Below are 24,587 nucleotides of genomic sequence, written 5' to 3' on the forward strand. Positions count from 1 at the left end.
TCCGGCCGCACCGGCGCGTGTTTGCATCCCGCGGCATGGCTTGTTACGCTGATTGTATCAACGCCGCGCCTTTGCGCCGCACAATCGAAAAAATCAAACCAGATTGGACGAAATTCATGACCGAAGTCAAAGCGGGTGACACCGTACAAATCCACTATACCGGAACCCTGCTGGACGGCAGCGTGTTTGACAGCAGCCAGGGCCGCGACCCTCTGGAATTCAAGGTCGGGTCCGGCATGATCATTCCGGGGCTTGATACTGCATTGCCCGGCATGACCGTAGGCGACAAAAAGTCTGTCAACGTGCCCTGCGACGAGGCTTATGGCCCCGTCAAACCCGAAATGCAGCAGGGTGTGCCGCGTTCCGGCATCCCCGCCGATATCCCGCTTGAGGTGGGCACGACATTGCAGATGCAAACCCCCGACGGGCAGGCGATGCCGGTTGTCGTGGTCAACGTCACCGAAGACGAAGTGACGCTGGATGCCAACCATCCGCTGGCGGGCAAGGACCTGACATTCGACATCGAACTGGTCGCCATCGCGTAACCTGCAAGAACATTTCCCCCGCCAACCGCAACCCTGCGGCGGGCGGGGGTGCCGTGTGCTTTTGTCATGCCGTGGCGATGAAAAGCCGGGGTGCCGGAACAGGTGCCAAACAGGCTTGCGCTTGTTCAGGTGCCCGACAAACAGGCTTGATGAATGACGGGCCATAGACCACACTCAAACCCCTGACAAAAGTGGATGCGCGTTGGCGATGTTTGGGGGCCGTGTGAGCAATATCAGGATCGAATGGTGCAAGGCTCTGCCGCCAAAGGACGAACTTGACGTTATCCTGTCGCAATATTACGACCTTATCGTCGTAAGAATGCAGGCCATGGGCTTAGAACTGGATCCTGCCGCCCCAAAAAGCGCGCTGGCGGAATTCTGGGAGAATTCGGACGATTATTTACCGCCGCAAGGCTGTCTGGTCGTTGCGCGCAACGATGCCAATGAAATAATCGGATGCGGCATGCTCAAACGTCTGGATCAGGACACCGGCGAATTGAAACGGGTATTTGTGACGCAGGCCGCGCGCGGAACCGGAACCGGCAGAGCATTGATCGAAGCGCGCGAAACAGCGGCGCGCAGCATGGGATTGAAACGGCTGATCGCAGATACACTTACGCCCAATGTCGAAATGCGAAACCTCTATCCAAAGCTCGGGTTTGTCGAACTGGACACGCCGATTGAAACGACGACATACAAGGATCAACCGATGCTGCGCCCGCATCTGCACTATTTTTCAAAGGATCTGTGAAGCCTTTTGTTTCCTGTCTGAAAGTGCACCTCGGGTGATGGTCATGATCGGATTTGCGCTTGTCTTCGGTGGAACCTAGCCGCTAGGCTTGCACCGCGCGAGGTGCCGACAGGTGGCGAAAGTGACGCAAACCGGAGTGACATTGATGAGAATTCTGGCCGTGGCGGCAGGGCTGACACTGCTCTATTTTTCGGCCTGTTCACCAACCGAGCGGACCTTTGAACAGACGCCTTCCTTTGCACTGGAATCCCCGACAAATTCGGGCCTCACACGGGCTGTGCAGGGCTTGGGCGATCCTGGCGATGGTCGCTCTGGCATCCGCCTGATCGGCAACGGAGAAGAAGCGCTGGCCGCGCGTCTGGCGCTGGCGGCGGCGGCCGAACTGACCATCGATGCGCAATATTACCTGTTGCACAATGATCAGACCGGACAGGTCTTTGCGTGGAGCCTGCTGGATGCTGCGGACCGCGGCGTGCGGGTCCGGCTTTTGCTGGATGATATGGACACCAAGGGTTACGACGCCACAACAGCTGCGCTTGAATCCCACGAGAATATCGAAATTCGCCTGTTCAACCCGTTCTGGCGCGATCAAAGCCGGATCGCGGCGGGGCTGACCGATTTCAGACGCATCAACCGCCGGATGCACAACAAATCAATGACCGCCGACAACGCCATGTCGATTGTCGGTGGGCGCAATGTGGGCGATGAGTATTTTCTGGCCAAGCGAGAAATGAACTATTCAGATCTTGATCTGCTGGTGGCGGGGCCGGTTGTAAATGACATTTCGACCAACTTTGATGCCTACTGGAACAGCGCCTTTGCCGTGCCGGCCAGCGCGGTCGTCGGAACCGATGGCGGCGTCAGTCTGGAGGGCGCGCGCGACCGGCTAAACCAGATCATGGGCGACGCCCGCGAGACGAAATATGCCGATGTCGTCAACGCTGCGACCGAACAAAGCTTTACACCCTCGACACTCGAACTTTTCTGGGTGCCCGCGAAACTCTATTCCGATCCGCCGTCCAAGGCGGCGGGCGAGGACGACAGCGGTGAAATCCTTGCCTCGCAACTTATTCCCTATTTCGTCAACGCCCAATCCAAGGTCGAGATCATTTCCGCCTATTTCGTGCCCCGCAAACGCGGCACCGAATGGCTGCGAGAGCTTGAGGGCCGCGGCGTTGACGTGTCCGTCGTTACCAATTCGCTGGCGTCCAACGATGTGAAACCGGTCTATGCGCACTATGCCCGCGACAGGCGCAGGCTTCTGGAAGGCGGCGTTGCCCTTTACGAGGTGAAACCCGATGCGGACCGCGAAAAACACCGTGGCGTCAACTGGGGTGAATCCCGATCAGGGCTGCACGCAAAGGCGTTTACCATTGATGACCGATATCTGTTTGTCGGATCGTTCAACTGGGATCCGCGCTCGGTCAATATCAACACCGAAATGGGCATCCTGATCGAGTCGCCGTCCTTTAAAAAAACGGGCATCGAATGCGTTGCGCGATGTTTTGAAAGACGAAACCTACGCCGTGACGCTGGACGAAGATGATCGGGTGTCTTGGACGGAAACAACACCGGACGGAACGCAGAGAATCTATTACCGCGAACCTACCGGATCATCCTGGGATGCGTTCATGTCCGGGGTTTATGGCCTGCTTCCCATCGGATCGCAGCTTTGACATCTGCGGCGGGTCGGGCGCGTCGTGAACCAGACGTGACGGCAGTGTCATCGTTCCGAATTGCCTGGCCCGTCTGGCGGCGATCGCCAGTCTAGGGATACCGGTTTACCTTGACGCTGCTGGTCGGCAGTTGAGTGACCACAGGTTTGGATTTCGGTTCCGGCGCGCGATCATCCATCAGGTCATCGGGATTTTGTGGGCCGGTCATGCCAGCCACCACTTCCAACCCGCGTTCCAGTTGTTTGGCGATGTCGGGATCGGACCACAAGGATGCTGAAATCAGCAGGCCCAGAACGGGGATCAGCAGGCGCCCGGCCCAGCGGGCGCGGCGTGCTCTGACCTGATGCCGTTTCTGGCGCCGGTCCGGTTCGGTCGGTGTCTGCGTCATGGCAGGGAAACTAACGCAGGCCCGTGTCAGAAATGGGGCGAATCTGCGCTGAAACTTCGCGTCCTTGCGCGTTACAGATAATCCGGTTGCGGCATGCCAAGGATGTGAAAGCCGCCATCGACGCGCACAATCTCGCCCGTGGTGCAGGCGCCTGCATCCGAGGCCAGATAGACGGCTGTTCCGCCCACCGCCTCAAGCGTGGCGTTGGCGCGCAGGGGCGCGTTCTGATCGGTGTGTTTATAGGTCTTGCGCGCGCCGCCAATGGCCGCACCGGCCAGCGTTTTCATCGGGCCGGGCGATATCGCGTTCACGCGGATGCCTTCGGGGCCCAGATCGTTGGCCAGATAGCGGGTGGCCGATTCCAGCGCGGCCTTGGCCACACCCATCACGTTGTAATTTGGCACAACGCGGTTCGATCCCTGATACGTCAGCGTCAGCAGCGTGCCGCCCTGGTCTTTCATAAGAGGATAGGCACGGCGGGCGATTTCAATGAACGAATAGGCGCTGATATCCATCGAATTCTTGAAATTGGCGCGGCTGGTGTTCAGAAACCGGCCCGTCAGTTCGGATTTGTCAGAAAACGCGATCGCGTGCACAACAAAATCGATCGTCGGCCAGCGCGATCCCAGCGCGTCAAACGCCGCATCAAGGGACGCATCGTCGGTAACATCCACATCGACCATGAAATCCGATCCGACACTGGCCGCCAAAGGTTCCAGCCGCTTGCCAAAGGCTTCGCCCTGATAGGTAAAGGCCAGCTCTGCCCCGGCCTCGTGCATGGCCTTGGCAATGCCCCAGGCGATCGACCTTTCATTGGCAACGCCCATGATCAGGCCGCGTTTACCCTCAAGAAGCTTTGTCATGTGCGTGTTCTACCCTTTGAATTTCGACAGGATCATCGACCCGTTGGTGCCGCCAAAGCCAAAGCTGTTGGTCATGACACTGTCCAGTCCGGCATTGTCGACCCGTTTGGTCGCAATTTCGGCTGGGTCCAGTGCCGGGTCCAGCGTTTCCACGTTGATGGATTGGGTGATGAAATCCTGATCCAGCATCAAAAGACAGAATATCGCCTCAAGCGCGCCGGCCGCCCCCTGGGCGTGGCCTGTCATTGACTTGGTCGAACTGATCGGAGGCGTGCTGCCCTGGCCGAACACACGGCGCACGGCCTCGACCTCGCCGACATCGCCGACGGGTGTCGATGTGCCATGGGCATTGATGTAATCCACACGACGTCCTTCAGGCAGGGTGGACAGGGCGATGCGCATCGCGCGTTCGCCGCCTTCACCGGATGGGGCCACCATATCGTGGCCGTCCGATGTGGCCCCGTATCCGGTCACCTCGGCGTAAATCTTGGCGCCGCGCGCCACTGCATGATCAAGGTCTTCCAGTACGACAATGCCGCCACCGCCCGAAATCACGAACCCGTCGCGGTTTGCATCAAAGGCGCGCGATGCCGTTTCCGGCGCGTCATTGTATTTGCTGCTCATCGCGCCCATCGCGTCGAACAGACAGGACAGGGTCCAGTCCAGCTCTTCTCCGCCACCGGCAAACATCACGTCCTGCTTGCCCATCATGATCTGTTCGGCGGCGTTGCCGATACAATGCAGCGATGTCGAACAGGCGGATGTGATCGAATAGTTGATGCCCTTGATGTGGAAGGCCGTGGCCAGATTGGCCGAAATCGTCGACGACATGCATTTGGGCACTGCAAAGGGGCCGATCCGCTTGGTCGCGCCCGAACTCAGCACCGTCTGGTGCGCGGCGAACATGGCGCTGGTCGATGGCCCGCCCGATCCGGCCACCAGACCGGTGCGCGGGTTGACGATATCGTCCTCGCTCAGACCTGCATTGGCAATTGCCTCGCTCATCGCGATATGCGCATAGGCCGCACCCGGCCCCATGAACCGCAATGTCCGTTTGTCGATATGTTCGGCCGGATCAATCTTGAGCGTACCGGCGATCTGGCTGCGAAACCCGTGTTCCGCCATGGTCGGGCTGGCTTCGATTCCGCTTTTTCCGGCTTTCAGCGAAGCCAGAACTTCGGATGCATTATTTCCGACAGAGGAAACAATCCCCAATCCGGTGACAACAACGCGGCGCATTGGCGACTCTCCCTTTTTGGTCCTTGGCCTTACGATGTGGCCAGACCAACCTTCATATCTTTAACCACATAAATCTCTTCGCCGTCGGCAACAACCCGTCCATCGGCCACGCCCATTTTCAAACGGCGGTCGATCACGCGGGTGAAATCGACGTAATAGGTCAGCATCTTGCGGTCGGGCTTGACCATGCCAGTCAGCTTTACTTCACCCACACCCAGCGCCATGCCGCGCCCCTGCCAGCCGCGCCAGCCCAGATTGAACCCGGTCAGCTGCCACAGCCCGTCCAGCCCCAGACAGCCCGGCATGATCGGATTGCCCGGAAAATGGCAGGCGAAGAACCACAGGTCGGGGTGAATATCGAATTCGGCGACCACGTGGCCTTTGCCATGCGCGCCACCATCGGCACTGATGTCGGTGATCCGGTCCATCATCAGCATCGGGGGTTCGGGCAATTGCGCGTTTCCGGGGCCAAACAGCTCTCCGCGGGCGCATTTCAGCAGGTCGTCTTTGTCAAACTGGGTTGGATAGTCTGCCATACCGGCGCTTCTCCTGTGTTCTGGCTGCTCTTGTTGCCCCGTCTAGCATCGCGTGAAAGGGTCCCGCAAGGGTGCGGCAAAAGATGTAATATTCAGGATTAGAACGCGTGCTGCGACTTATTTTCAATTGAAATTTGTCCGTTTCGCCCTTTATATAAGGAAAGTTGCAAAAACGAGGCTTTCAATGAGCACGGACCTGACATCCAGCGCCCACACACGCGGCACGGAATGGCTAAGCGGCGCAGGGCTGCGCCCGACGCGCCAGCGTGTGACGCTGGCGGCGCTTCTTGTGGGCGACGGCCAAAACCGCCACGTCACCGCGGAAAGCCTGTTTGCCCTGTCCAAGGATCATGGTGAATCCGTATCGCTGGCAACGGTCTACAACACATTGCGCGCCTTCTGCGATGCGGGCCTGATGCAGGAAGTTACCGTTGACGGATCAAAAAGCTATTTTGACACCAACGTGCATGACCACCCGCATTTCTACTGGGAAGACGAAGGCCGGCTGAGCGATGCGCCCGCCGACCAGCTGGTTATCTCGCGCGTGCCCGATGCCCCCGCCGGTGCTGAAATCGCATCGGTCGACGTTGTGATCCGGCTGCGAAAGCGCTGAAGCGTTCGCCGGATGGAAAAAGCGCGGCTCAGGTCCAGCGCTTTGCAGTACATGATGCAGTAGACGACACCGAGGCTTGAAGCGCGCGGTCAACTCCCGGCATAGAGCTCTTGCCGGGACGATGGCGGCATTCGATACGTTGGCCGGGGAGCGGTTGATCGCTGCACAATGCACCAAGGTCCGGAGTGCGGAAAAAACGGTCATTGTTGTTCATCCATTAAGCGATCAAATCGATCTGAAGGAGTCCATCAAAATGTTCCGGATCCAACGGTGGAAGGCATAATGCAATCTGACTCGCCCATCGATTGAACCGGATCACCCGGATCACATTCCTGACCTGAGATTGGGTATTTACCTTCGTTTTCGCATCCCGCCAAAACCAAAACCAAGCAGAACGCTGTTGTTAAACACACGGGCTTCATATTCGTGTCCTTTCGATGAAATCAGGCCCGTCGACTTTATCCGTACCAACCGCATCTAAATTGATTTCAGTCAAATAACGGCCCCGGACCATCGCCGGATTCTGGAAGAGTACTTTTCTGCTCCTGATCTGAGCCCGTTTCGACATTCTCAACAATGACACGCAGTGCTCAGGACTGTCTGTGTTTCAGTGCTTAATGCGTCAAATTTTGGTCATATTCTGGAGAACGGCTTGTGATACAAATTTGCCGTGTCTTTGCGACATTACTACCTTGATATTCAGTATTTTCCAAAGAGGTTGCCATGACCAATCAACTTTCCAAATCACTCATCAGCGCGTTGATCGTTGCGGCAATGAGCTCAACACCAGTTGTAACCAGCGTCGTAGCGCTGGCCGTTTCGGCAGACACAGCACATGCAAAAAACGGCAACGGCGGCGGCAATGGCAACGGTGGTGGCAACGGCGGCGGCAATGGCGGCGGTAATGGCAATGGTGGCGGCAATGGTGGGAATGGCGCATCCAATGGCAATGAAGGTGCATCCAGTAGCGCCTCTGGAGGACGCGGCAATTCGAAATCCCGCGCAGATAAAGGCAAGAGCAAGAGCGCTGATAGGGGAAAAGGACGCTCAAGGGGAACGGGGTTGGGTTTGGCAGGCTTGTCAGGTTCATCATTATCTGACGCAATCAGCTCGGTGTTTTCCGGAAACAAGGGAAAACGCAGTAAAGAGGCAAAGCAGGCCCGTTCGACTGTTTCGAAAAACCAGCACGGTAAAGTCGCAAGCAACCTAAAAGGCCTGAACGCTGCCCATGCCAGTCAAACAGCACGATTGAATGCCAGCCCAAATAGCCGGGTCGGCAAGATCGCAGGTTATCAGGAAGCGAAGATAGGCGTGATCGGACTGACGGACCAGATTGCGGCCCTGAACGAACAGGTCGACGACACAGTGGCTACAACTGCGGAATTTGTTGCCGAGAATATTTCCGAGGATAGCTCGGTTTCACCCGAGGACATAGCGGAAGCAATTGATGCACTTGATCCTGCGGCGGATGATTATCAATCCGATGTGGACGCGATCGCGGCCGCACTGAGTGGGTTGGATCCAAACGACCCGGAAAACCAGCAGTCTTTGAATGAGATTGCGGAAAGCATTGATGATACGGTGACAGCACAGGACGCGCAGGCAGAACTGGCTGAAAACATCGCCGAGCTTGAAGGTGATCTGGATGATTCGAAAGCAAATCAGATTTCGGCATTGTCAGAGGCTTATGCTCCACAGGACGTCGACGACCTAACGGAAGATGCCCTCTCAGAACTGCATGGTCTGCTGGGACTTGATGAGGCTTCAATCCCAGAGTTGTCCACAGAATGAAGTAAGTTCGGTAAACTTCGGCAGAACATGAGCCGCTGTTCAAACGCAGCGATACCGGCCGCGCTTGCGAATGACTTCTACGCTAAAGGAGTTGCAATTGGCTCAGTGCAATCATTCGTTGGATTTTGTTGGGCGTCTGCTGAGTACCGGTGAGCGGTCGATCGAATTAGATTATGTGAAATTTCCGACCCGAACGGCCGCTTTCTTCAGAACCTGACGTTTGAATGTTCTGAATTCTTGGAAGCGTGTATGTACAAAGCTTTCCGCAAGTTGGATCGGGCGGAAATCCTCGCAATTCAAAGCTTTGCTCAAAGGCGCATTTCGCCTGTCAAAATCCGTTTACGAACGGAAAGGGCGCAACTACCGGGCCTGCGTGTTGCGATGAATGAACCGAAAGCCCTGGCAACAGGTGTGCGGCGTGCTTTCGGCTGGCAACGGTTTCTAGAACAGAATTTCTAGAGACTTTGCGATGAGAATTATCGCGGTCGAAACGACAGCGACATACGTCAGTATGAACGGGAAATCTAGAAACGGATTCGCCCGGAACGGTACGGATAAATCAATTGCTTCGTGCGTCGCTTCTGCCGCAGCTTGGGACAGTGACATGTGGCAAAAAGCAACGCACGTAGCAAGAAAAGTCATACTCAAAGGCCCTATAAACAAGGATACTGGTTACAAACACAAACAACACTGGATGGTATGGAGAACAACAAACCCATTCAGCACGCTTTAGTTGTAGAGGATTGGCAGAAAGTGTCAATTAGTAGACCCTAAGGTGTAATTTTGTACACTAACGTTGTGAGATGGCACCTTAAGCCACTGTCATCGCTTGATAAAACAGAGATTCAAGAGCGGTAGTTACTTTACCAAAATGACCCAGAAACAGTCTTATTCCTAACAAGAACCTATTCAATACTGAGCTGGTTAGTAACGAGTTCGTTGGGTTTCCAGATGAATGAACTGCATAAGGAAGGGCACGATGACCCCTTCGTCATTTGTAAAAAGTACATCCCGAGTTTTTGGGAACGCTCAGCAGAGATCGCCGAAGTGTGCGTTATTGCGCTGCTTGTCTGCGCTTCGGTTTATCATCTTATACTGAGCTAACGCGCAGTCCGGCTTTCGTCAGCAAGGCGAAGGCCGGATGCGACGCTGGTTCTGTGGACCTTTTGGGCAGTGGGGAAAAGGTCGCACCAATTCCCCCTTGCATATCAAAAGGCCACTACTACTTTAAATTGTGGTAGCGGCGTTTGTCGCGCACGAGTTTTCTTGGGTTGGGGTCAGTGTTCTGGTTTACCCCACCGTATGTCCGGCCACTGAATTTGGCGAACGTTGCTACCACCCCATCAAAAAAGAGAAAGCTTTTGCTGCGGTATGCTTCTGCGCACCTCTATCGCGTCTTTGGGAAAAGACGACCCGTCGCGAACTTTGAAAATGAATGAAGCGCGACGGACCGTTTTTCCTTGCTGGGGGGACATCAGCACTCAAAGCGGTAGCGATACAAAGGCGCCTAAATGATAGTAATGCACCGTTTTTAGTTTTGCCCGTCAGGTGGACTGGGTGGACTTATGCCTGCGGCGCCAATGGGTGGCCAGGTATTCGTAGCTCTGAGCCAACAAAAAGGAACTGCGTCAACGGTAGCTTCGGCCCAAGTCAGACACTGAAGAGAATTGCTGAGATGACCGAGTTGCGGGACAACCCGGGCCAATGCGGATTTGGCACAATCGGTTGCGTAGGTAATGGTGACACACGTTACCGAGCGAATACCTCAGTAATTATTGAACAAAGAACTACAGTCAATTCAGCAAGGCATCCACCAGTCCAACAAAAGCGATAACCCGCCCGGTGTCCGGGCTGATGCGGAAAACTTCTCGCCCAATCAGATAGTAAAGATCACCTTCGCGCAGCCCATAGCGCTTGGCATCCCGTATGATACGATAATCTCCGTAAATCCGGTCACCAACATCATAGCGGGGGCGATAATCTGGATAGCGCTTCTTTGCCTGCCCGGGTGGAATACATGGTGGGTTCTTCTTGGCCAGACCAGGTGGACAATTTGCGATGATACCCGGGCCAGAATTCTTTGCGCCTTTCCCTTTGCCATTTCCGGCCAAAGCCGGAGTTGCAACGAGAAACATCGCCACCAACGCTGCGGAAAAGCAAGATTTTACCATCATTTCCGATGCTCCTTTTGCTCCGCATCCTAGCTGAGTTGCTAGAACAGGTCTAATCTCTGTGCATTTTTCCGCTGATTTTTGGGGTGCGTCTGATGGTCTAGGTCATTTGCATTGCTGCAAATGCGAGCGTCAGCGGGGAAGTATGTCTGCTAATGGGATGTACCGGCTGCTTCACCCAGCAGGTTAGGCTTGGCCTATACTGCAAAAAGGAGAAGTAGCATGGCGAAGAATGATTTTGATGAGCTGATGTCAGTTGGCGTTGATATCGGCAAAGACGTATTTCACTTGGTTGGCTTTGACAAAGAAGGTCGGCTTGTTTTGCGCAAGAAGATCAAACGCATGGCGTTGGTTGCGACGTTTGAGGAGCTGCCGCAATGTATTGTCGGGATGGAAGCTTGCCTGAGCGCGCACTTTGTCAGCCGAACGCTGAGCAAGATGGGGTTCGAGCCCCGGATCATTCCCGCGATTTATGTGAAGCCTTTCAACAAGGGCCAGAAGAACGACTACAATGACGCTGAAGCTATTGCAGAAGCCGCTTTGCGTCCCAATCTCAAGACGGTATCGGAGAAGACGCAGGAGCAGCTTGATCTCCAGGCGCTGCATCGCGTTCGGTCACGGCTTGTGTCACGTCGGACAGCAGCAATGAATCAGATCCGGGCCTTTCTGATCGAACAGGGGATCACTGTCCGACGTAGTGTCGCGGCTCTGCGCGCCTCGCTCGAAGCCATTCTTAGCAATCGCGGCGACGAGATGTCCTTGCGGATGCGGAGATTGATCCTGGGGCTCCAACAGGATTGGATATGGCTGGATAAACGGATCGATATGACCACATCTGAAATCAAAGAGGTCAGCGAGACCGAGGAAAGCTGCCAACGTCTGATGACCATTCCGGGCATCGGGCCAATCATCTCAACGGCTGTGGTTGCAGCTGTCGGGACCGGCGAGGCTTATGATCGGGGGCGAGATTTTGCGGCTTGGCTGGGGCTCGTTCCGCGACAACACAGCACCGGCGGGCGCACCATCCTGGGTCGTATCACAAAACGAGGCAGCCGGTATCTCCGCATGCTGTTTGTGCAGGCCGCGCAGGTCATCATGATGCGACCGAAGAACTGGCATAAGTTTAGTTTTGGCGCATGGTTGGAAGCCGCCGCGACGCGCATGCAGCACAACAAGCTCGGCGTGGCGCTTGCCAATAAGCTAGCGCGGATCGCATGGAGTGTTCTTAACTCAGGCAAGGACTTCGATTGGATGGAAAAAGAATTGGCGACTGCGATCTGATCACAGCCGCAAACGACGTTCGTAAACCTCAAATGCATGGAACGGAATAAAAACGCACTCAAAGTCTGAGAGCCCGAATGGTCATAATCGACCTGTCCGCTAATGAGACAAAGGCGCGTGCGTACTCCCAACAGGGCCACGGCAAGCAACACAAGCCGATCCAAAGGCCGGATACATATCAGCGACTTCCAGAAGACATGCAATTGAACACTTGCGAACAGCAGCCGGTACATACATTCGGGCTCGGATCAGCCGTTCGTGCCGGGTACAGCATCCGGTAATTTGGGTTCATTGCGGACATTCGTTCGCCGCGCAGCATCGTGCAAAAATGGGCTCAGACCTGCCGTTCGCTGCATCATCTACGAAGGTCGGCTCTGGGCCGAATGCTGTAGCTCCATCACACCCACACACAAAACCACCCCCGCAATTCCTTGCAGGGGCGGCTTTCTTGCAGTCAGACTTGGGCTGGTGCCCTAGACCTCTTTCAGAAGCGCCTCGACCAGATCGGTTTTTTCCCAGCTGAACCCGCCATCGGCGTCCGGTTCGCGCCCGAAATGGCCATAGGCCGCCGTGCGCTGATAGATCGGTTTGTTCAGTTGCAGATGCTCGCGGATACCGCGGGGCGTCAGGTTCATCACCCGATCAATGGCCTTTTCGATGGCTGCCGGGGGCACATCGCTGGTGCCGAAGGTTTCGCAATAGATCGACAGCGGTTTGCTGACCCCGATCGCATAGCTCAGCTGGATGGTGCAGCGGTCTGCCAGTCCGGCGGCGACCACGTTCTTGGCCAGATAACGCGCGGCATAGGCGGCCGAACGGTCCACCTTGGTCGGGTCCTTGCCGGAAAACGCACCCCCGCCATGCGGGGCCGCGCCGCCATAGGTATCCACGATGATCTTGCGCCCTGTCAGGCCCGCATCGCCATCCGGCCCGCCGATCACGAAAGTGCCGGTGGGGTTCACCCACCACTCCGTTTCGGGCGTGATCCAGCCCTCTGGCAGAACCTCGCGAATGTAGGGTTCGACAATGTCGCGGATATCATCGCTGGTTTGCCCAGCGTCGGCGTGCTGTGTCGACAGAACGATAGAGGATACGCCAACCGGCTTGCCGTTCTTGTAGCGCACGGACAGCTGGCTTTTGGCATCGGGGCGCAGCGTGGGTTCGGTGCCGTCCTTGCGGACCTCGGCCAGACGGCGCAGGATCGCATGCGCATAATGAATGGGCGCCGGCATCAGCATGTCTGTTTCGTTGGTGGCAAATCCGAACATGATGCCCTGATCGCCCGCGCCTTCGTCCTTGTTGTCGGCGGCGTTCACGCCCTGGGCGATATGGGCCGATTGTTCGTGCAGCAGGTTGGTGATCTCGCAGGTGGCGTGGTGAAACTTGTCCTGCTCGTATCCGATATCCTTGATACAGGCGCGCGCGATGTCTTCGATGCGGCCCATATAGTCGTGCAGTTTTTCCTGATCCGACAGGCCCACTTCGCCGCCGATGATCACGCGATTGGTGGTGGCAAAGGTTTCGGCGGCCACCCGCGCTTCGGGTTCTTCGCTTAGAAACGCATCAAGAACCGCGTCGGAAATGCGATCGCACACTTTATCGGGGTGTCCTTCGGAAACGGATTCCGAAGTGAAAATATAGTTCTGCCGTGACATGAAAATGCTCCATTGGTTTTACCCCGCCACGTCAGGAAGCCGTTGTGGCAGGCGCTGCAAGATGCAGTACGCGGTGCGCACCACAGGGTCAATTGCTAAAGTTTTGAGCGTGCGCTCAAATTGACAGCGGCCAGCGCAAAGAGGCCTGCAAGCAACACAAGCAGCACAGGCAGGTCGCCGGTTTTGCTGTACCACGTCGCAGCCCGAGCAGGTGGCAACGGGGCATCGATAAACCCGGATGTATCCAGCGCCAGATGCCGCAGCACATGCCCCTGTGCGTCAATGATCGCCGACACGCCGGTATTGGCCGCCCGCACCATAGGTACCCCCTGTTCGATGGCCCGCATCCGCGCCTGTGCCAGATGCTGGTAGGGGCCGGAAAACGTACCGAACCACGCATCATTGGTGGCCTGCAGCAGAAAATCGGGGCGTGTCGGGGCGCGGTTCACATCCTGCGGGAAAATCGCCTCGTAACAGATCAGGGCCAGCGCGCGCCCCGCCTTGCCCAGATCCAGCAAGGCCGGGCCGGGCCCGGCGCTGAACCCGTCGCCGTCTTCGGCAGCAAGGCCGCGCAACCCGAACTGGCCCAGAACGGACCCGAACGGGATGTATTCGCCAAAGGGCACAAGGTGGTGTTTGTCATAGATGCCGGTCAGCGTGCCGTTTCCATCCAGAACAACCATGGAATTGAACAGCCGTGCGTCGTTCTTGCGCTGGATGCCCATCACAACGGTGCTGCCCTGCGCGGCATCGGTAATCACATCGAACGCGCCGTTGGCATATTCCAGCAGCGTTGGCACTGCCGTTTCCGGCCACACGATCAGATCGGGGCGCTGTCCGGTCTGACCCGGTGCGCGGGTAAACGCGACCTGCCGGTCAAAGAACAACGGGATCATATCCGGGTTCCATTTGTCGCGCTGGGCGGCGTTGGGCTGGATCAACCTGATGATCGGGGCATCGCTGCCCGCCACTGGCGCGGTATCCGGCCACAACAGCGCACCCGCCCCCAGACACAGTGCCGGCACGAAAGATATTGCGCGCCGGACCGCGCCGCCCGTCACGCTCAAAGGCATCCAGACCGCCAGCAGCGCCAGCAGAACGAGCCCGTGTGGCCCGATCACGCTGATCCACTGGATCGCCTGTGTCGACACCCAGATTTGCGACAGCACCGCCCAGGGAAACCCGGTCAACACATAGCTGCGCGCCAGCTCCGCCAGCCCAAGGCACAGCGCCAGCGCCACACCCTGCGTCCAGCGGGCAGGGGGCGGCGCCAGCCAGTGCGCCAGCGCAAACGCAGCACCCCAGAACAGCGCCAGCCCCGTTGCCATGAACACCAGCGCAAAGGGCGCCATCCACAAATGCCGCGCGGCATCCACCGCAAACGGTTCCACGATCCAGTGCAGCGCAACGGCAAAATACCCGGTACCAAACGCCCATCCGATCAGCGAAGACCGGCGCAGCGTGGCGGCAGCGGAAAACAGGACGTATCCGGCGATCAGCCCGAAAACGGCAACGGGCCACAGATCAAACGGGGCCAGCCCCAGTGCCGTCCCCGCGCCCGCAGTCACACCATAGGCATATGCGCGGCTGGGGCTGGCATCTGGCAGGGTCGTGCGGATCTGTCTGGCCCGCCGCAGCAGGTTCATGCCGCGGCCAGGCCCGGCACCCGAACGCGCAACCGCTTGATCCGGCGCGGGTCTGCATCGATCACTTCGAATTCCGGCCCGTCGGGATGTACCACAACCTCTCCGCGTGCGGGCACGCGGCTGGACAGCATGAACACCAGACCGCCCAGCGTGTCGATTTCTTCTTCGTCGACGCGGTCGTGATCTGTCAGGGACAGGCCGATTTCGGCCTCGAATTCATCCAGCGGCGTCTTGGCCAAGGCGACATAACAGCCGGGCTTTTCCTTGACCCAGTATTCGCCCTCGACCGTATCGTGTTCGTCCTCGATTTCACCGACCACCTGTTCGATCAGGTCTTCGATGGTGACAAGCCCGTCCACGCCGCCATATTCGTCGATCACCAGCGCCATATGCCGCCGTTCGGTCTGCATTTTCGTCAGCAGCACACCAATGCTCATCGACGGGGGCACGAACATCAAAGGTCGCACCATCTTTTTCAGCGAAAAGCGCCCGCCGCTGCCGTTGAAGCCATGGGTCAGCGCGAAATCCTTGAGGTGGGCCATGCCGATGGGCGTATCCAGCGTGCCGTGATAGACGGGCAGGCGGGTCAGGCCGCTGTCGCGGAACACCGCAACAAGTTCGTCCTTGGTGATCGTGTCGGGCACCGCCACGATATCCGCTGTCGGAATCGCCACGTCTTCGACGCGCAGGCGTCGCAGATTGATCATGCCATGTGATGCGGGGCGCGGCGCCTCTGTCGGGGCGTCGGGGGTGGCTTCGTCCATTTCGGACGGGCTGAGCGCCTCAATCACTCTTCGGAAGAAACCGGGCCTGTCTGTAACCAGCGTATCGCCCTGATCTGTCTCGTTTAACTCGTCTTGCTCTGTCGGCTGCGCGCTGCGCGCTGCGTTAGAGGAACCGTCAATATCGCCCATCAATCCAATCCAGAATGGGGCCGTGCGGCCCCGTTATCGTCCCTATATGGGTCATCCAACCCCATGCTGCCAAGTATATCCGTCTCAAGATCTTCCATCAAAGTGGCATCTTGGTCACGCACGTGGTCATACCCCAACAAATGTAACACAGCGTGAACGATCAGATGTGTGGTGTGATCCACAAGCGGCAGACCGGCTTTGTCCGCTTCGGATTGGCAAGTTTCAAAGGCAATTGCAATATCCCCCAATTCGATGGGCATATCTGCGCCTGTCGGGAAAAACGCAGTCTTGCAAGGGGGATGTGGCGGGTCGCCTGCCTTTTTCGGCGCCAGATCCTCGCTTGGCCAGCTTAAAACATTGGTGGGCACGGGTTTGCCGCGAAAATCGGCATTCAGATCGGCGATACGCGTATCGCTGCAACCCAGCAGGCTGATTTCAAAGCGCGCGGGATCATGGCCCAGAAAAGCCAGTGTTACGCAGGTGGCACGTTCGGCCACGTCTTCAAGATTGATGGTTTGCCATCTTTTGTCTTCGATCTGGCACAGGACGCTGTCAGGCACTGTCTTTCTCGTAGGCCTCGATAATGGCGGCCACCAGCGGATGGCGCACAACGTCCTTGGAGGTGAAGTAATTAAAGCTGATCTTGGGGATGCTGTTCAGCAACCGTTCGGCATCGGCAAGGCCGCTGGGCACTCCGCGTGGCAGATCGATCTGGGTGCGGTCGCCCGTGATCACCATGCGGCTGCCTTCGCCAAGGCGGGTCAGGAACATTTTCATCTGCATCGTCGTGGCGTTCTGCGCCTCGTCCAGCACAACAAAGGCGTTGGACAATGTACGCCCCCGCATGAACGCAAGCGGCGCAATCTCGATCAGTTTTTCCTCGGTCATTTTGGCCAGTTGCTTGGCGGGCAGAAAATCGTTCAGCGCGTCATAAAGCGGCTGCATGTAGGGATCGACCTTTTCCTTCATGTCGCCGGGCAGAAAGCCAAGCCGTTCGCCCGCTTCAACAGCGGGGCGCGACAGGATGATCTTGTCGACCTGACCATTCAGAAACATGTTCACGCCCACGGCGACGGCCAGATAGGTCTTGCCGGTACCGGCCGGGCCGATACCAAAGGCCAGTTCGTTTTCAAACAGTGCCTGAACATAGGCTTTCTGTGCATCGGTGCGCGGTTCGACCAGCCGCTTGCGGGTCTTGATTTCAACCTTACCGCCCTTGAACATTTCAAGTTGGGTGGACAGGCTTGCGCCGTCCTCTTCGCTGCCCATGCGGAATTCGCGATCGATATCGCCGGCTTCCACCGCGCGCCCCGCCTCAAGCCGTGCATAAAGCGATTGCAGGATGTCGGTGGCTTGTTTCTGTGCTTCGGGGGCACCGATAACTGCGATCTGGTTGCCCCGTCGCAACAACTGCACCGCCAGTTTCTGTTCTATATCCGCAAGGTTGCGATCAAATTCGCCACACAGATCAATCAGCAAACGGTTATCGGGAAATTCCACCAGCACTTCGGGCGCGGGATCGGAAGGGGGCGGGGGAGTCTGGGCACTGATTGCCAAACGCATATCCTTAGCTAAACAACCTGTGGGGATGGTGCCAATATCCGAACCCAAGCGCAAGCGGCTGGATCAATAATATCCTAAAAGAGTCACAAAAACTGCCGCATCGCGCATAAACAAACAGGCCCGCCGTGTTCAGGGCGGGCCGGTGCACTTTTGCGAATGGTCTGGCGTCAGATCGGGTCTTCGACCGTGGTGCCGCGTTTGAACGGCCCCACCGCATACCCCGGAGGCGCGATGCCCGAACAGACAGGTTTTCCGTCAGGTTGCAACCGTTGCGACAGGTAGCCTTCAAAGCCATCGTCAATGATCCAGTGATCGCAGCCGTTGGGATCGACCCAAATGCCAGCCGTCAGGCCAGTCAGCGATTTTTTGTCCAGACCGCCATCGACCGTCTTGTCGGCGTTGCTGGACAATTCACACGCCGACATGGCGCAAACGGCCCCGAGGGCACACAATATCTTCAGAACAGACATCTCAGCCCCCCTTGTAGCGTAAACACAGGATTTCGACGCGGCGGTTTTGCGCGCGCCCTTCTGCCGTGGCATTCGAAGCCTTGGGCTGCCGTTCGCCGTAGCCACGGATTTCCGCCACTCTGACCCCGGCCGATCGCGCGACCCTGGCAACCGCATTGGCGCGGTTTTGCGACAGGCGCATGTTATAGCTGTCCGATGCGCGGCTGTCGGTGTGGCCGACGATGATAAAGGATTCAGCGGTGGCGCTGGTGAAGAATTCACGCAGACGCTGCTGGCCCGCGGCGTTGATCGAATAACGGTCGGTGGCAAAGAACTGATCGGTGTTCATCACGCCGCAGACTTTGCCCCGATGACAGACAGGCCGCCCGTCGCGGGTGACATGGGGCGACATGTAGCCTTCGATCCCGTCATCCATGACCCAGTGTTCGCATCCGTCCGGATCGACCCAGATGGTCGGGACATAACGTTCGCCCTTGATTGTCCGAGGTTCACCGGAACTTACGGCGTCCGATTGCGCCGATGCCATCTGCGGAAAAAATACCGCGCTGGCAAATACAATCGCGGACGCTGATAATGACGCCCGCATTGCGCGGATAAAAGTACACACCACAACACTATCCTTTGACTATTCCCCAATGACTATTCCCCAAAAAGACACGCGTTCCACATTGCAGACGCTCTGCCTTTCCCTCACGTCAAAAAGTCTAGGAACAAAATATCGCTCTGTGAAGCCGCTTTGACTACATATTGTGTCTAAATCGGCCACATTGGGCTAGGGATCGGGTAAATTGGATAGTTTTCGCGAACTCAGGATCGCGTCAGGATAGAACACGCAGTGTTTTCGAAATACCTTAGATTGATTCCCCCGCCAGCGAATTCGTGGTGCTGGACACGATTCTGGCCCGTACCAGATCGCCCGCCTGCGCATTCGATCCGGTCACATGCACCGCGTGCAGATATTCCGATTTGCCCACCATCTGTCCTGGCCAGCGCCCCGGCTTTTCGATCAGCACGGTTACATCGCGCCCGACCATCGCGTCCTGAATGGCGCGCTGGTCGCGGGTGATGATCGTCTGAAGACGCTGCAACCGCTCGGCCCTGACGTCTTCGGGCACCTGCGGGCGTTCCATCGCCGGCGTGCCGGGGCGGGTCGAATACTTGAACGAAAATGCATAGCCATAGCGCACCGCCTCGACCAGATCGAGCGTTGCCTGAAAATCGTCATCGGTTTCTTCGGGAAAGCCGGTGATGAAATCCCCCGACAGCACGATATCGGGGCGCGCGGCGCGAATGCGTTCGATCAGGCGCAGATATTGTTCGGCGGTATGGCCGCGGTTCATCCGTTTCAGAATAGGGTCTGATCCCGACTGCACCGGCAGATGCAGATAGGGCATCAGCTTGGCGCAGGTGCCGTGCGCCTCGATCAGATCATCGCTCATGTCATTGGGGTGGGACGTCGTGAACCGGATGCGTTCCAGCCCGTCGATCTTGTCCAGCGCCCAGATCAGTTGGGCAAGGGTCTGTTCCGATCCGTCCGGACCGGCGCCGTGATAGGCGTTTACGTTCTGGCCCAGCAGCGTGATTTCGCGCACGCCGCGTTCGACCAGATCCTGCGCCTCGCGCAGGATGCGGTCCACCGGGCGGCTGATTTCGGCACCGCGTGTATAGGGCACGACGCAGAAGGCACAAAACTTGTCACAGCCTTCCTGCACGGTCAGAAACGCGGTTGGACCGCGCGCTGCCTTGGGGCGCGATTTCAGCTTTTCGAATTTGTCCTCTTCAGGAAAATCCGTATCCAGCGCCTTGATGCCTTCGCGGGTCTTGGCCTCCATCTCGGGCAGGCGGTGATAGGATTGCGGCCCCACCACCAGATCGACAGCAGGCTGACGGCGCATGATCTCGGCGCCTTCGGCCTGCGCCACGCACCCGGCCACACCGATTTTTAGGTCCGGATTGGTGGCCTTGTGCACCTTCAGTCGTCCCAGTTCGGAATACACCTTTTCCGCCGCCTTTTCGCGGATATGGCAGGTGTTCAGCAGGATCATGTCCGCCTCGTCCGCCTTGTCCGTCGTGACATAGCCCTGACCGCCCAGGGCTTCGGCCATGCGTTCACTGTCATAGACGTTCATCTGGCAACCATAGGTCTTGATAAACAGCTTTTTGGGCGCGGACATGGTATAAAACTTTCTGCGGATGTGATGCGCCGCCTGACTAGACCAAGCAGGGGTGGCTTGCAATGCAAACGGAATTAACGGATTTTGCAGAAAACCGGTAGATGCAGGCCCCATGAGATATTCTTCGATCAGCGATTTTCTGAATGTCGGCAAGGCCGCGCTGGCCAAGGGGCCGGTTGCCATGGTGCTGGTCGAAGACGATGTCGAGGTGGACACAACCTTGCGTCACCATCTGCAATCGGGCTTCCATCAGGTTCTGGCGCTGATGCCGCCCAGCTTTGCGCTGCCCGATGATCTGGCCGGTGTGGTGCACCGGATCGATTACGATATGTCGCGGCAAGGCGCGATGGAAACGGCGGTGAACCAGATTATCGCGGCTGCACCGGGCACCTGGCTTTATTACTGCTTCAACGCCGAATACCTGTTTTTCCCGTTTTGCGAGTCCCGCACTGTCGGCGAAATGCTGTCCTTTCATACGGAAGAGCGGCGCGATGCCATGCTGAGCTATGTGATCGATCTTTACGCCTCTGACCTGAACGCCAATCCGAACGCGGTATCGCTGGAACAGGCGTGTCTGGACAAATCGGGCTATTACGCGCTGGCGCGCACCGATCCGGCCAATCACGATCACCCCAAGGAACGGCAGCTTGATTTTTTCGGCGGGTTGCGCTGGCGCTATGAAGAACATGTGCCGCAACTGCGGCGCAAGATTGATCGCGTGGCCCTGTTTCGTGCCAAGCCGGGGCTGAAACTGCGCGATGATCACACGTTCAACGACGAAGAATACAACACCTATGCCTGTCCGTGGCACAATAACCTGACATCGGCGATCTGTTCGTTCCGCACCGCCAAGGCGCTGAAACGCAACCCCGGCAGCACGTTCGAGATTGAAACCTTTACCTGGCACAATTCGACACCGTTTGAATGGCATTCGCGGCAATTGCTGGATCTGGGGCTGATGGAGCCGGGCCAGTGGTTCTGATCGCGATGGGAATACGGCGATGACGCAGACCGACAAACCGGACAGTATCGCGGGTTGGAACCATGTGCCCGACGTTCCGATCGCCGTGTCGCCGTTTTTCAGCTGGCCCCCCGATCCGCGCAGAATGGCAGGCTGGGTTGCGGCGCGCTGGCTGTCGCTGGCCGAAAACAGCCTTCTTGTCGGGCTGGCCCTGATCTGCTGGACATGGTTGCAACCGTCCTTGGCCGAAATGGAAACCCTGGCCCTGGGATGGATCGCGCAGATCTGGCTGCGCAACACCATCCTGATGCTGTTGGTGGCCGGCGGGCTGCATCTTTACTTTTTCCACCACAGGAAACAGGGCGACCGGTTGAAGTACGATCCGCGTGATCTGGCTACAAAAGGCAAACAGTTCAGCTTTGGCGGGCAGGTGTGTGACAACATGTTCTGGTCGCTGACCAGCGGCGTCGGGTTCTGGACAGCGTATGAGGTTCTGATGTTCCACGCGATGGCGAACGGGTGGGCGCCGGTTCTGCTGTGGTCTGACAATCCGGTCTGGTTCGTCGCCCTGTTTTTTCTGACCCCGATCTGGATATCGTTCCATTTCTACTGGATTCACCGCGCGCTGCACTGGGGGCCGCTTTACCGGCTGGTGCATGCGCTGCATCACCGCAACGTCAATGTCGGCCCTTGGTCGGGCCTGTCGATGCATCCGGTGGAACATATCGCCTTTTTCAGTTCGGTCCTGATCCATTTCATTGTGCCGGCCCATCCGCTGCACATCCTGTTTCACATGCAGCATCAGGCGCTGACGGCGGCAACATCGCACACCGGCTTTGAAAATCTGCTGGTCAAGGATCGCAAGCGTCTGGCGCTGGGCACGTTCCACCACCAGATGCATCATCGTTACTTCGAGGTGAATTACGGCAATCTGGAAATGCCATGGGACAAGTGGTTCGGCTCGTTTCACGATGGTACCGGCGCGGCCCATGAAAAGATGAAAACACGGCGCAAACGGCTGGGGCGCTGATCGGGGCGCTTGCGCTTGCGCGGTCAGCGGATAAGTTTAGCGCAAACATGAACGACAAGGGCGCACGGCACATGGCACAGGCGGATATCGGGGTTTACGGCCTTGGCACCATGGGCAGCGCGCTGGCGCTGAACCTTGCGGATCATGGGTTTCGCGTGGCCGTGACCAACCGCGAAACCGACTGGATCGCCGATTTTGTCAGCGAAGCCGGCCCGCTGGCACAGCATCTGGTGCCCGCGGCAACGCTGGAACAGTTCGTGGCCGCGCTGAAAACCCCGCGCACCATCCTGTTCATGATCCCGTCCGGCGCACCGATGGATGCGATGATTGCCGCTGTCACGCCGCTGCTGTCAGACGGGGACACGATCATTGATGGTGGCAACGCCGATTTCAACGCGACGCGGGCCCGCGATGCCGCCTTGCAGGGCAGTGGCATCCACTTTGTCGGCATGGGCGTATCTGGAGGGGAAGAAGGCGCACGCCACGGTCCGTCGATGATGGTGGGGGGCAGCGATCACAGCTGGGTGCAGCTCAAACCCATGGCCGAGGCGATTGCCGCCAAATACAAGGGCGACCCTTGCGTGGCCCATGTTGGCCCCGATGGCGCGGGGCATTTCGTGAAAACCGTGCACAACGGTATCGAATATGCCGACATGCAGATGATCGCCGAACTTTACGGCCTGTTGCGGGATGGGGCAGGGCGCAATGCGCCGCAAATCGGCGAGGTGTTCGCGCGCTGGAACGCAGGACCGCTGCAATCCTATCTGATGAATATTTCGGCCCGTGTTCTGCAATCGGTCGATCCCGAAACCGGGCACCCGATGGTGGATGTGATTCTGGACAAGGCCGGGCAAAAAGGCACTGGCCGCTGGACCGTGATCGAGGCGCTGAAACTGGGCCAGTCGGCCAGCACGATTGAGGCGGCGATTGCCGCGCGCGGCTGGTCATCGGAAAAAGACGCGCGTCAGGCGGGCGAAACCGTGTTGGCTGCTGATTCGCAACCGGCGGCCGTTCCGCAGGACGCAGATCTTGAAAATGCGATGCTGGCCGGGCGTATTCTGGCCCATGCGCAGGGGTTTCGCCTGCTTCAGGCGGCATCGGATGAGTTTGGCTGGTCGCTTGATCTGGCGCGGATCGCAGAAATCTGGCGGGCGGGCTGTATCATCCGCTCGGCGCTGCTGGATGATTTTGCCGCTGCCCTGCGCAGCGACATGCCGTTCGGGCACATGATTCTGGCGCCCCGCATGGTTGACATGCTGGCTGCGTCCATCGGCCCGCTGCGCCGCGTGGTGGCACAGGCCGCGCTTGCGGGCGTGCCGGTTCCGGCCCTCTCCGGTGCGCTTTCGTGGTACGACACCATGCGGCACGGTCGCGGCAGCACCAACATGATACAGGCGCAGCGCGATTTCTTTGGCGCACACGGCTTTGAACGGTTGGACAAGGACGGAAAACATCACGGGATGTGGATGCGCGACTGATCCGGCGCAACCGGCTTTGCCCCCCGTTGCTCCTGTCTGCAACTGTCGCTAAACCCGCGCTCATGACACATCCAGATCGCCCGCACCGCAATTTCTATGGCCGCCTGAAAGGGCAGGCCCTGCGCGACAGCCAGAAAACCTATCTGGATCAGGATCTGGCGCGCCTGTCGCCCGGCCCGGTGGGATGGGATGAAAACCCCAAACGCCTGCCGCTTGATCTGAACGCCCGTTTCAACGGCAAACCGGTCTGGCTGGAAATCGGCTTTGGCGGTGGGGAACACATGGTGCATCAGGCCAGCCGGAACCCCGATGTCGGGATCATCGGGTGCGAGCCCTATATCAACGGCGTGGCCATGCTTTTGGGCAAGATCCGCAAGGCCGGCGTTGAAAACCTGAACGTGTTTCCCGGTGATGTGCGCGATATGTTCGATGTGCTGCCCGATGCATCGATCGAGCGTGCGTTCCTTCTTTATCCTGATCCCTGGCCGAAAACGCGCCACCATCGCCGCCGGTTTGTCACCCCCGAACATCTGGGACCGCTGGCGCGGGTGATGAAACCGGGAGCGCTGTTTCGTGTGGCCACCGACATCGAGGATTACGTGCGCCAGACGCTGGAAGAGGTGCCAGCCGCCGGGTTCGAGCGCGTAAAGGCCGATATTCACACGCCCTGGCCCGACTGGATTTCAACGCGCTATGAACAAAAGGCGCTGCGCGAAGGCCGGCCGCCGCATTATCTGACGTTCCGCCGTAGCTAGGGCCGGCCACCGGACGTTCTGCGCTGGACCCGTCCGGCCCGATTGGCTAAGCCTGCCCAAATACCACTTCGCAGGAAAGACCGTACC

Annotated in this window: 24 protein-coding genes and 1 riboswitch; of the genes, 11 read left to right on the top strand and 13 right to left on the bottom strand. The window is 57.9% G+C overall.

Features of this window, described 5'->3' with window-relative positions; genetic code table 11:
* The first annotated feature begins 116 nt into the window (after positions 1-116).
* From C1J05_RS03775 to C1J05_RS03785, 3 genes are all read left to right on the top strand, one after another.
* Entirely contained in the window at positions 117-545 is a 429-nt protein-coding gene (locus C1J05_RS03775) for an FKBP-type peptidyl-prolyl cis-trans isomerase (RefSeq protein ID WP_114872090.1), read from the top strand.
* Between the two features lie 223 nt (positions 546-768).
* On the top strand, positions 769-1,296 hold the full coding sequence (locus C1J05_RS03780; RefSeq protein WP_114872091.1) for a GNAT family N-acetyltransferase: 528 nt from the start codon (positions 769-771) through the stop codon (positions 1,294-1,296).
* 145 nt (positions 1,297-1,441) lie between these two features.
* On the top strand, positions 1,442-2,842 hold the full coding sequence (locus C1J05_RS03785) for a phospholipase D family protein (RefSeq protein WP_254684690.1): 1,401 nt from the start codon (positions 1,442-1,444) through the stop codon (positions 2,840-2,842).
* 221 nt (positions 2,843-3,063) lie between these two features.
* On the opposite strand, the gene C1J05_RS03790 is transcribed toward C1J05_RS03785, so the two are convergent.
* The 4 genes from C1J05_RS03790 to fabA form a co-directional block, all read right to left on the bottom strand.
* On the bottom strand, positions 3,064-3,360 hold the full coding sequence (locus tag C1J05_RS03790) for a hypothetical protein (protein ID WP_114869097.1): 297 nt from the start codon (positions 3,358-3,360) through the stop codon (positions 3,064-3,066).
* Between the two features lie 71 nt (positions 3,361-3,431).
* Positions 3,432-4,223, bottom strand: a complete 792-nt coding sequence (locus C1J05_RS03795; RefSeq protein WP_114869098.1) for an enoyl-ACP reductase FabI — start codon at positions 4,221-4,223, stop codon at positions 3,432-3,434.
* A 9-nt stretch (positions 4,224-4,232) separates the two neighbouring features.
* Positions 4,233-5,462 (bottom strand): beta-ketoacyl-ACP synthase I, encoded by a 1,230-nt coding sequence (fabB, locus tag C1J05_RS03800; protein ID WP_114869099.1) that lies wholly within the window; start codon positions 5,460-5,462, stop codon positions 4,233-4,235.
* Between the two features lie 29 nt (positions 5,463-5,491).
* On the bottom strand, positions 5,492-5,998 hold the full coding sequence (gene fabA / locus C1J05_RS03805) for a bifunctional 3-hydroxydecanoyl-ACP dehydratase/trans-2-decenoyl-ACP isomerase (RefSeq protein ID WP_114869100.1): 507 nt from the start codon (positions 5,996-5,998) through the stop codon (positions 5,492-5,494).
* 184 nt (positions 5,999-6,182) lie between these two features.
* On the opposite strand from fabA, the gene irrA reads away from it, so the two are divergent.
* The 3 genes from irrA to C1J05_RS21275 all read left to right on the top strand — a co-directional run bounded on the left by irrA (position 6,183) and on the right by C1J05_RS21275 (position 8,861).
* Positions 6,183-6,611: an iron response transcriptional regulator IrrA gene (gene irrA / locus C1J05_RS03810; RefSeq protein WP_114869101.1), complete on the top strand. Its 429-nt coding sequence runs from the start codon at positions 6,183-6,185 to the stop codon at positions 6,609-6,611.
* Positions 6,612-7,334: 723 nt separating this feature from the next.
* Entirely contained in the window at positions 7,335-8,402 is a 1,068-nt protein-coding gene (locus tag C1J05_RS21270; RefSeq protein WP_162797906.1) for a hypothetical protein, read from the top strand.
* Positions 8,403-8,651: 249 nt separating this feature from the next.
* Positions 8,652-8,861: a hypothetical protein gene (locus tag C1J05_RS21275; protein ID WP_162797907.1), complete on the top strand. Its 210-nt coding sequence runs from the start codon at positions 8,652-8,654 to the stop codon at positions 8,859-8,861.
* A gap of 1,334 nt (positions 8,862-10,195) precedes the next feature.
* Here C1J05_RS21275 and C1J05_RS03825 read toward each other — a convergent pair.
* Positions 10,196-10,576, bottom strand: a complete 381-nt coding sequence (locus tag C1J05_RS03825) for a hypothetical protein (RefSeq protein ID WP_114869104.1) — start codon at positions 10,574-10,576, stop codon at positions 10,196-10,198.
* A 219-nt stretch (positions 10,577-10,795) separates the two neighbouring features.
* Here C1J05_RS03825 and C1J05_RS03830 point away from each other — a divergent pair, with 219 nt between their 5' ends.
* On the top strand, positions 10,796-11,854 hold the full coding sequence (locus tag C1J05_RS03830) for an IS110 family transposase (RefSeq protein WP_114868711.1): 1,059 nt from the start codon (positions 10,796-10,798) through the stop codon (positions 11,852-11,854).
* Between the two features lie 473 nt (positions 11,855-12,327).
* On the opposite strand, the gene metK is transcribed toward C1J05_RS03830, so the two are convergent.
* From metK to miaB, 8 genes are all read right to left on the bottom strand, one after another.
* Complete coding sequence (metK, locus tag C1J05_RS03835) at positions 12,328-13,509, bottom strand: methionine adenosyltransferase (protein ID WP_114869105.1); 1,182 nt, start codon at positions 13,507-13,509, stop codon at positions 12,328-12,330.
* A 5-nt stretch (positions 13,510-13,514) separates the two neighbouring features.
* Positions 13,515-13,563, bottom strand: a riboswitch (SAM-SAH riboswitch).
* A 41-nt stretch (positions 13,564-13,604) separates the two neighbouring features.
* Positions 13,605-15,155 (bottom strand): apolipoprotein N-acyltransferase, encoded by a 1,551-nt coding sequence (lnt, locus tag C1J05_RS03840; protein ID WP_114869106.1) that lies wholly within the window; start codon positions 15,153-15,155, stop codon positions 13,605-13,607.
* On the bottom strand, positions 15,152-16,069 hold the full coding sequence (locus C1J05_RS03845; protein WP_114869107.1) for a hemolysin family protein: 918 nt from the start codon (positions 16,067-16,069) through the stop codon (positions 15,152-15,154). Before C1J05_RS03845 ends, lnt begins: the two co-directional genes overlap by 4 nt.
* Positions 16,069-16,629: an rRNA maturation RNase YbeY gene (ybeY, locus tag C1J05_RS03850; protein ID WP_114869108.1), complete on the bottom strand. Its 561-nt coding sequence runs from the start codon at positions 16,627-16,629 to the stop codon at positions 16,069-16,071. Before ybeY ends, C1J05_RS03845 begins: the two co-directional genes overlap by 1 nt.
* Positions 16,622-17,632: a PhoH family protein gene (locus C1J05_RS03855; protein ID WP_114869109.1), complete on the bottom strand. Its 1,011-nt coding sequence runs from the start codon at positions 17,630-17,632 to the stop codon at positions 16,622-16,624. The genes ybeY and C1J05_RS03855 overlap by 8 nt, the downstream gene beginning before the upstream one ends.
* Before the next feature lie 167 nt (positions 17,633-17,799).
* Entirely contained in the window at positions 17,800-18,102 is a 303-nt protein-coding gene (locus C1J05_RS03860; protein ID WP_114869110.1) for a hypothetical protein, read from the bottom strand.
* Between the two features lies 1 nt (position 18,103).
* On the bottom strand, positions 18,104-18,628 hold the full coding sequence (locus C1J05_RS03865) for an OmpA family protein (protein WP_114872092.1): 525 nt from the start codon (positions 18,626-18,628) through the stop codon (positions 18,104-18,106).
* A gap of 325 nt (positions 18,629-18,953) precedes the next feature.
* Positions 18,954-20,276 carry a tRNA (N6-isopentenyl adenosine(37)-C2)-methylthiotransferase MiaB gene (gene miaB / locus C1J05_RS03870; protein ID WP_114872093.1) on the bottom strand — a complete coding sequence of 441 codons (1,323 nt, stop codon included), beginning with the start codon at positions 20,274-20,276 and terminating at the stop codon, positions 18,954-18,956.
* A gap of 112 nt (positions 20,277-20,388) precedes the next feature.
* On the opposite strand from miaB, the gene C1J05_RS03875 reads away from it, so the two are divergent.
* From C1J05_RS03875 to trmB, 4 genes are all read left to right on the top strand, one after another.
* Positions 20,389-21,258 carry a hypothetical protein gene (locus tag C1J05_RS03875; protein ID WP_114869111.1) on the top strand — a complete coding sequence of 290 codons (870 nt, stop codon included), beginning with the start codon at positions 20,389-20,391 and terminating at the stop codon, positions 21,256-21,258.
* A 19-nt stretch (positions 21,259-21,277) separates the two neighbouring features.
* Positions 21,278-22,267, top strand: coding sequence for a sterol desaturase family protein (locus C1J05_RS03880; protein ID WP_114869112.1), 990 nt, complete (start codon positions 21,278-21,280; stop codon positions 22,265-22,267).
* A 71-nt stretch (positions 22,268-22,338) separates the two neighbouring features.
* Positions 22,339-23,745, top strand: coding sequence for an NADP-dependent phosphogluconate dehydrogenase (gndA, locus tag C1J05_RS03885; protein WP_114872094.1), 1,407 nt, complete (start codon positions 22,339-22,341; stop codon positions 23,743-23,745).
* A 62-nt stretch (positions 23,746-23,807) separates the two neighbouring features.
* Positions 23,808-24,500 carry a tRNA (guanosine(46)-N7)-methyltransferase TrmB gene (trmB, locus tag C1J05_RS03890; protein WP_114869113.1) on the top strand — a complete coding sequence of 231 codons (693 nt, stop codon included), beginning with the start codon at positions 23,808-23,810 and terminating at the stop codon, positions 24,498-24,500.
* Positions 24,501-24,587: the final 87 nt, after the last annotated feature.

This window comes from Sulfitobacter sp. JL08, from assembly GCF_003352045.1.
In the GTDB taxonomy this organism is placed as follows: Bacteria; Pseudomonadota; Alphaproteobacteria; order Rhodobacterales; family Rhodobacteraceae; genus JL08.

Coding starts and splice junctions, on each gene's coding strand:
- C1J05_RS03775 (WP_114872090.1), top strand. CDS start 117: ATGACCGAAGTCAAAGCGGGTGACACCGTACAAATCCACTATACCGGA.
- C1J05_RS03785 (WP_254684690.1), top strand. CDS start 1,442: ATGAGAATTCTGGCCGTGGCGGCAGGGCTGACACTGCTCTATTTTTCG.
- C1J05_RS03790 (WP_114869097.1), bottom strand. CDS start 3,360: ATGACGCAGACACCGACCGAACCGGACCGGCGCCAGAAACGGCATCAG.
- C1J05_RS03795 (WP_114869098.1), bottom strand. CDS start 4,223: ATGACAAAGCTTCTTGAGGGTAAACGCGGCCTGATCATGGGCGTTGCC.
- fabB (WP_114869099.1), bottom strand. CDS start 5,462: ATGCGCCGCGTTGTTGTCACCGGATTGGGGATTGTTTCCTCTGTCGGA.
- fabA (WP_114869100.1), bottom strand. CDS start 5,998: ATGGCAGACTATCCAACCCAGTTTGACAAAGACGACCTGCTGAAATGC.
- irrA (WP_114869101.1), top strand. CDS start 6,183: ATGAGCACGGACCTGACATCCAGCGCCCACACACGCGGCACGGAATGG.
- C1J05_RS21270 (WP_162797906.1), top strand. CDS start 7,335: ATGACCAATCAACTTTCCAAATCACTCATCAGCGCGTTGATCGTTGCG.
- C1J05_RS21275 (WP_162797907.1), top strand. CDS start 8,652: ATGTACAAAGCTTTCCGCAAGTTGGATCGGGCGGAAATCCTCGCAATT.
- C1J05_RS03825 (WP_114869104.1), bottom strand. CDS start 10,576: ATGATGGTAAAATCTTGCTTTTCCGCAGCGTTGGTGGCGATGTTTCTC.
- C1J05_RS03830 (WP_114868711.1), top strand. CDS start 10,796: ATGGCGAAGAATGATTTTGATGAGCTGATGTCAGTTGGCGTTGATATC.
- metK (WP_114869105.1), bottom strand. CDS start 13,509: ATGTCACGGCAGAACTATATTTTCACTTCGGAATCCGTTTCCGAAGGA.
- lnt (WP_114869106.1), bottom strand. CDS start 15,155: ATGAACCTGCTGCGGCGGGCCAGACAGATCCGCACGACCCTGCCAGAT.
- C1J05_RS03845 (WP_114869107.1), bottom strand. CDS start 16,069: ATGGGCGATATTGACGGTTCCTCTAACGCAGCGCGCAGCGCGCAGCCG.
- C1J05_RS03855 (WP_114869109.1), bottom strand. CDS start 17,632: ATGCGTTTGGCAATCAGTGCCCAGACTCCCCCGCCCCCTTCCGATCCC.
- C1J05_RS03860 (WP_114869110.1), bottom strand. CDS start 18,102: ATGTCTGTTCTGAAGATATTGTGTGCCCTCGGGGCCGTTTGCGCCATG.
- C1J05_RS03865 (WP_114872092.1), bottom strand. CDS start 18,628: ATGGCATCGGCGCAATCGGACGCCGTAAGTTCCGGTGAACCTCGGACA.
- miaB (WP_114872093.1), bottom strand. CDS start 20,276: ATGTCCGCGCCCAAAAAGCTGTTTATCAAGACCTATGGTTGCCAGATG.
- C1J05_RS03875 (WP_114869111.1), top strand. CDS start 20,389: ATGAGATATTCTTCGATCAGCGATTTTCTGAATGTCGGCAAGGCCGCG.
- C1J05_RS03880 (WP_114869112.1), top strand. CDS start 21,278: ATGACGCAGACCGACAAACCGGACAGTATCGCGGGTTGGAACCATGTG.
- gndA (WP_114872094.1), top strand. CDS start 22,339: ATGGCACAGGCGGATATCGGGGTTTACGGCCTTGGCACCATGGGCAGC.
- trmB (WP_114869113.1), top strand. CDS start 23,808: ATGACACATCCAGATCGCCCGCACCGCAATTTCTATGGCCGCCTGAAA.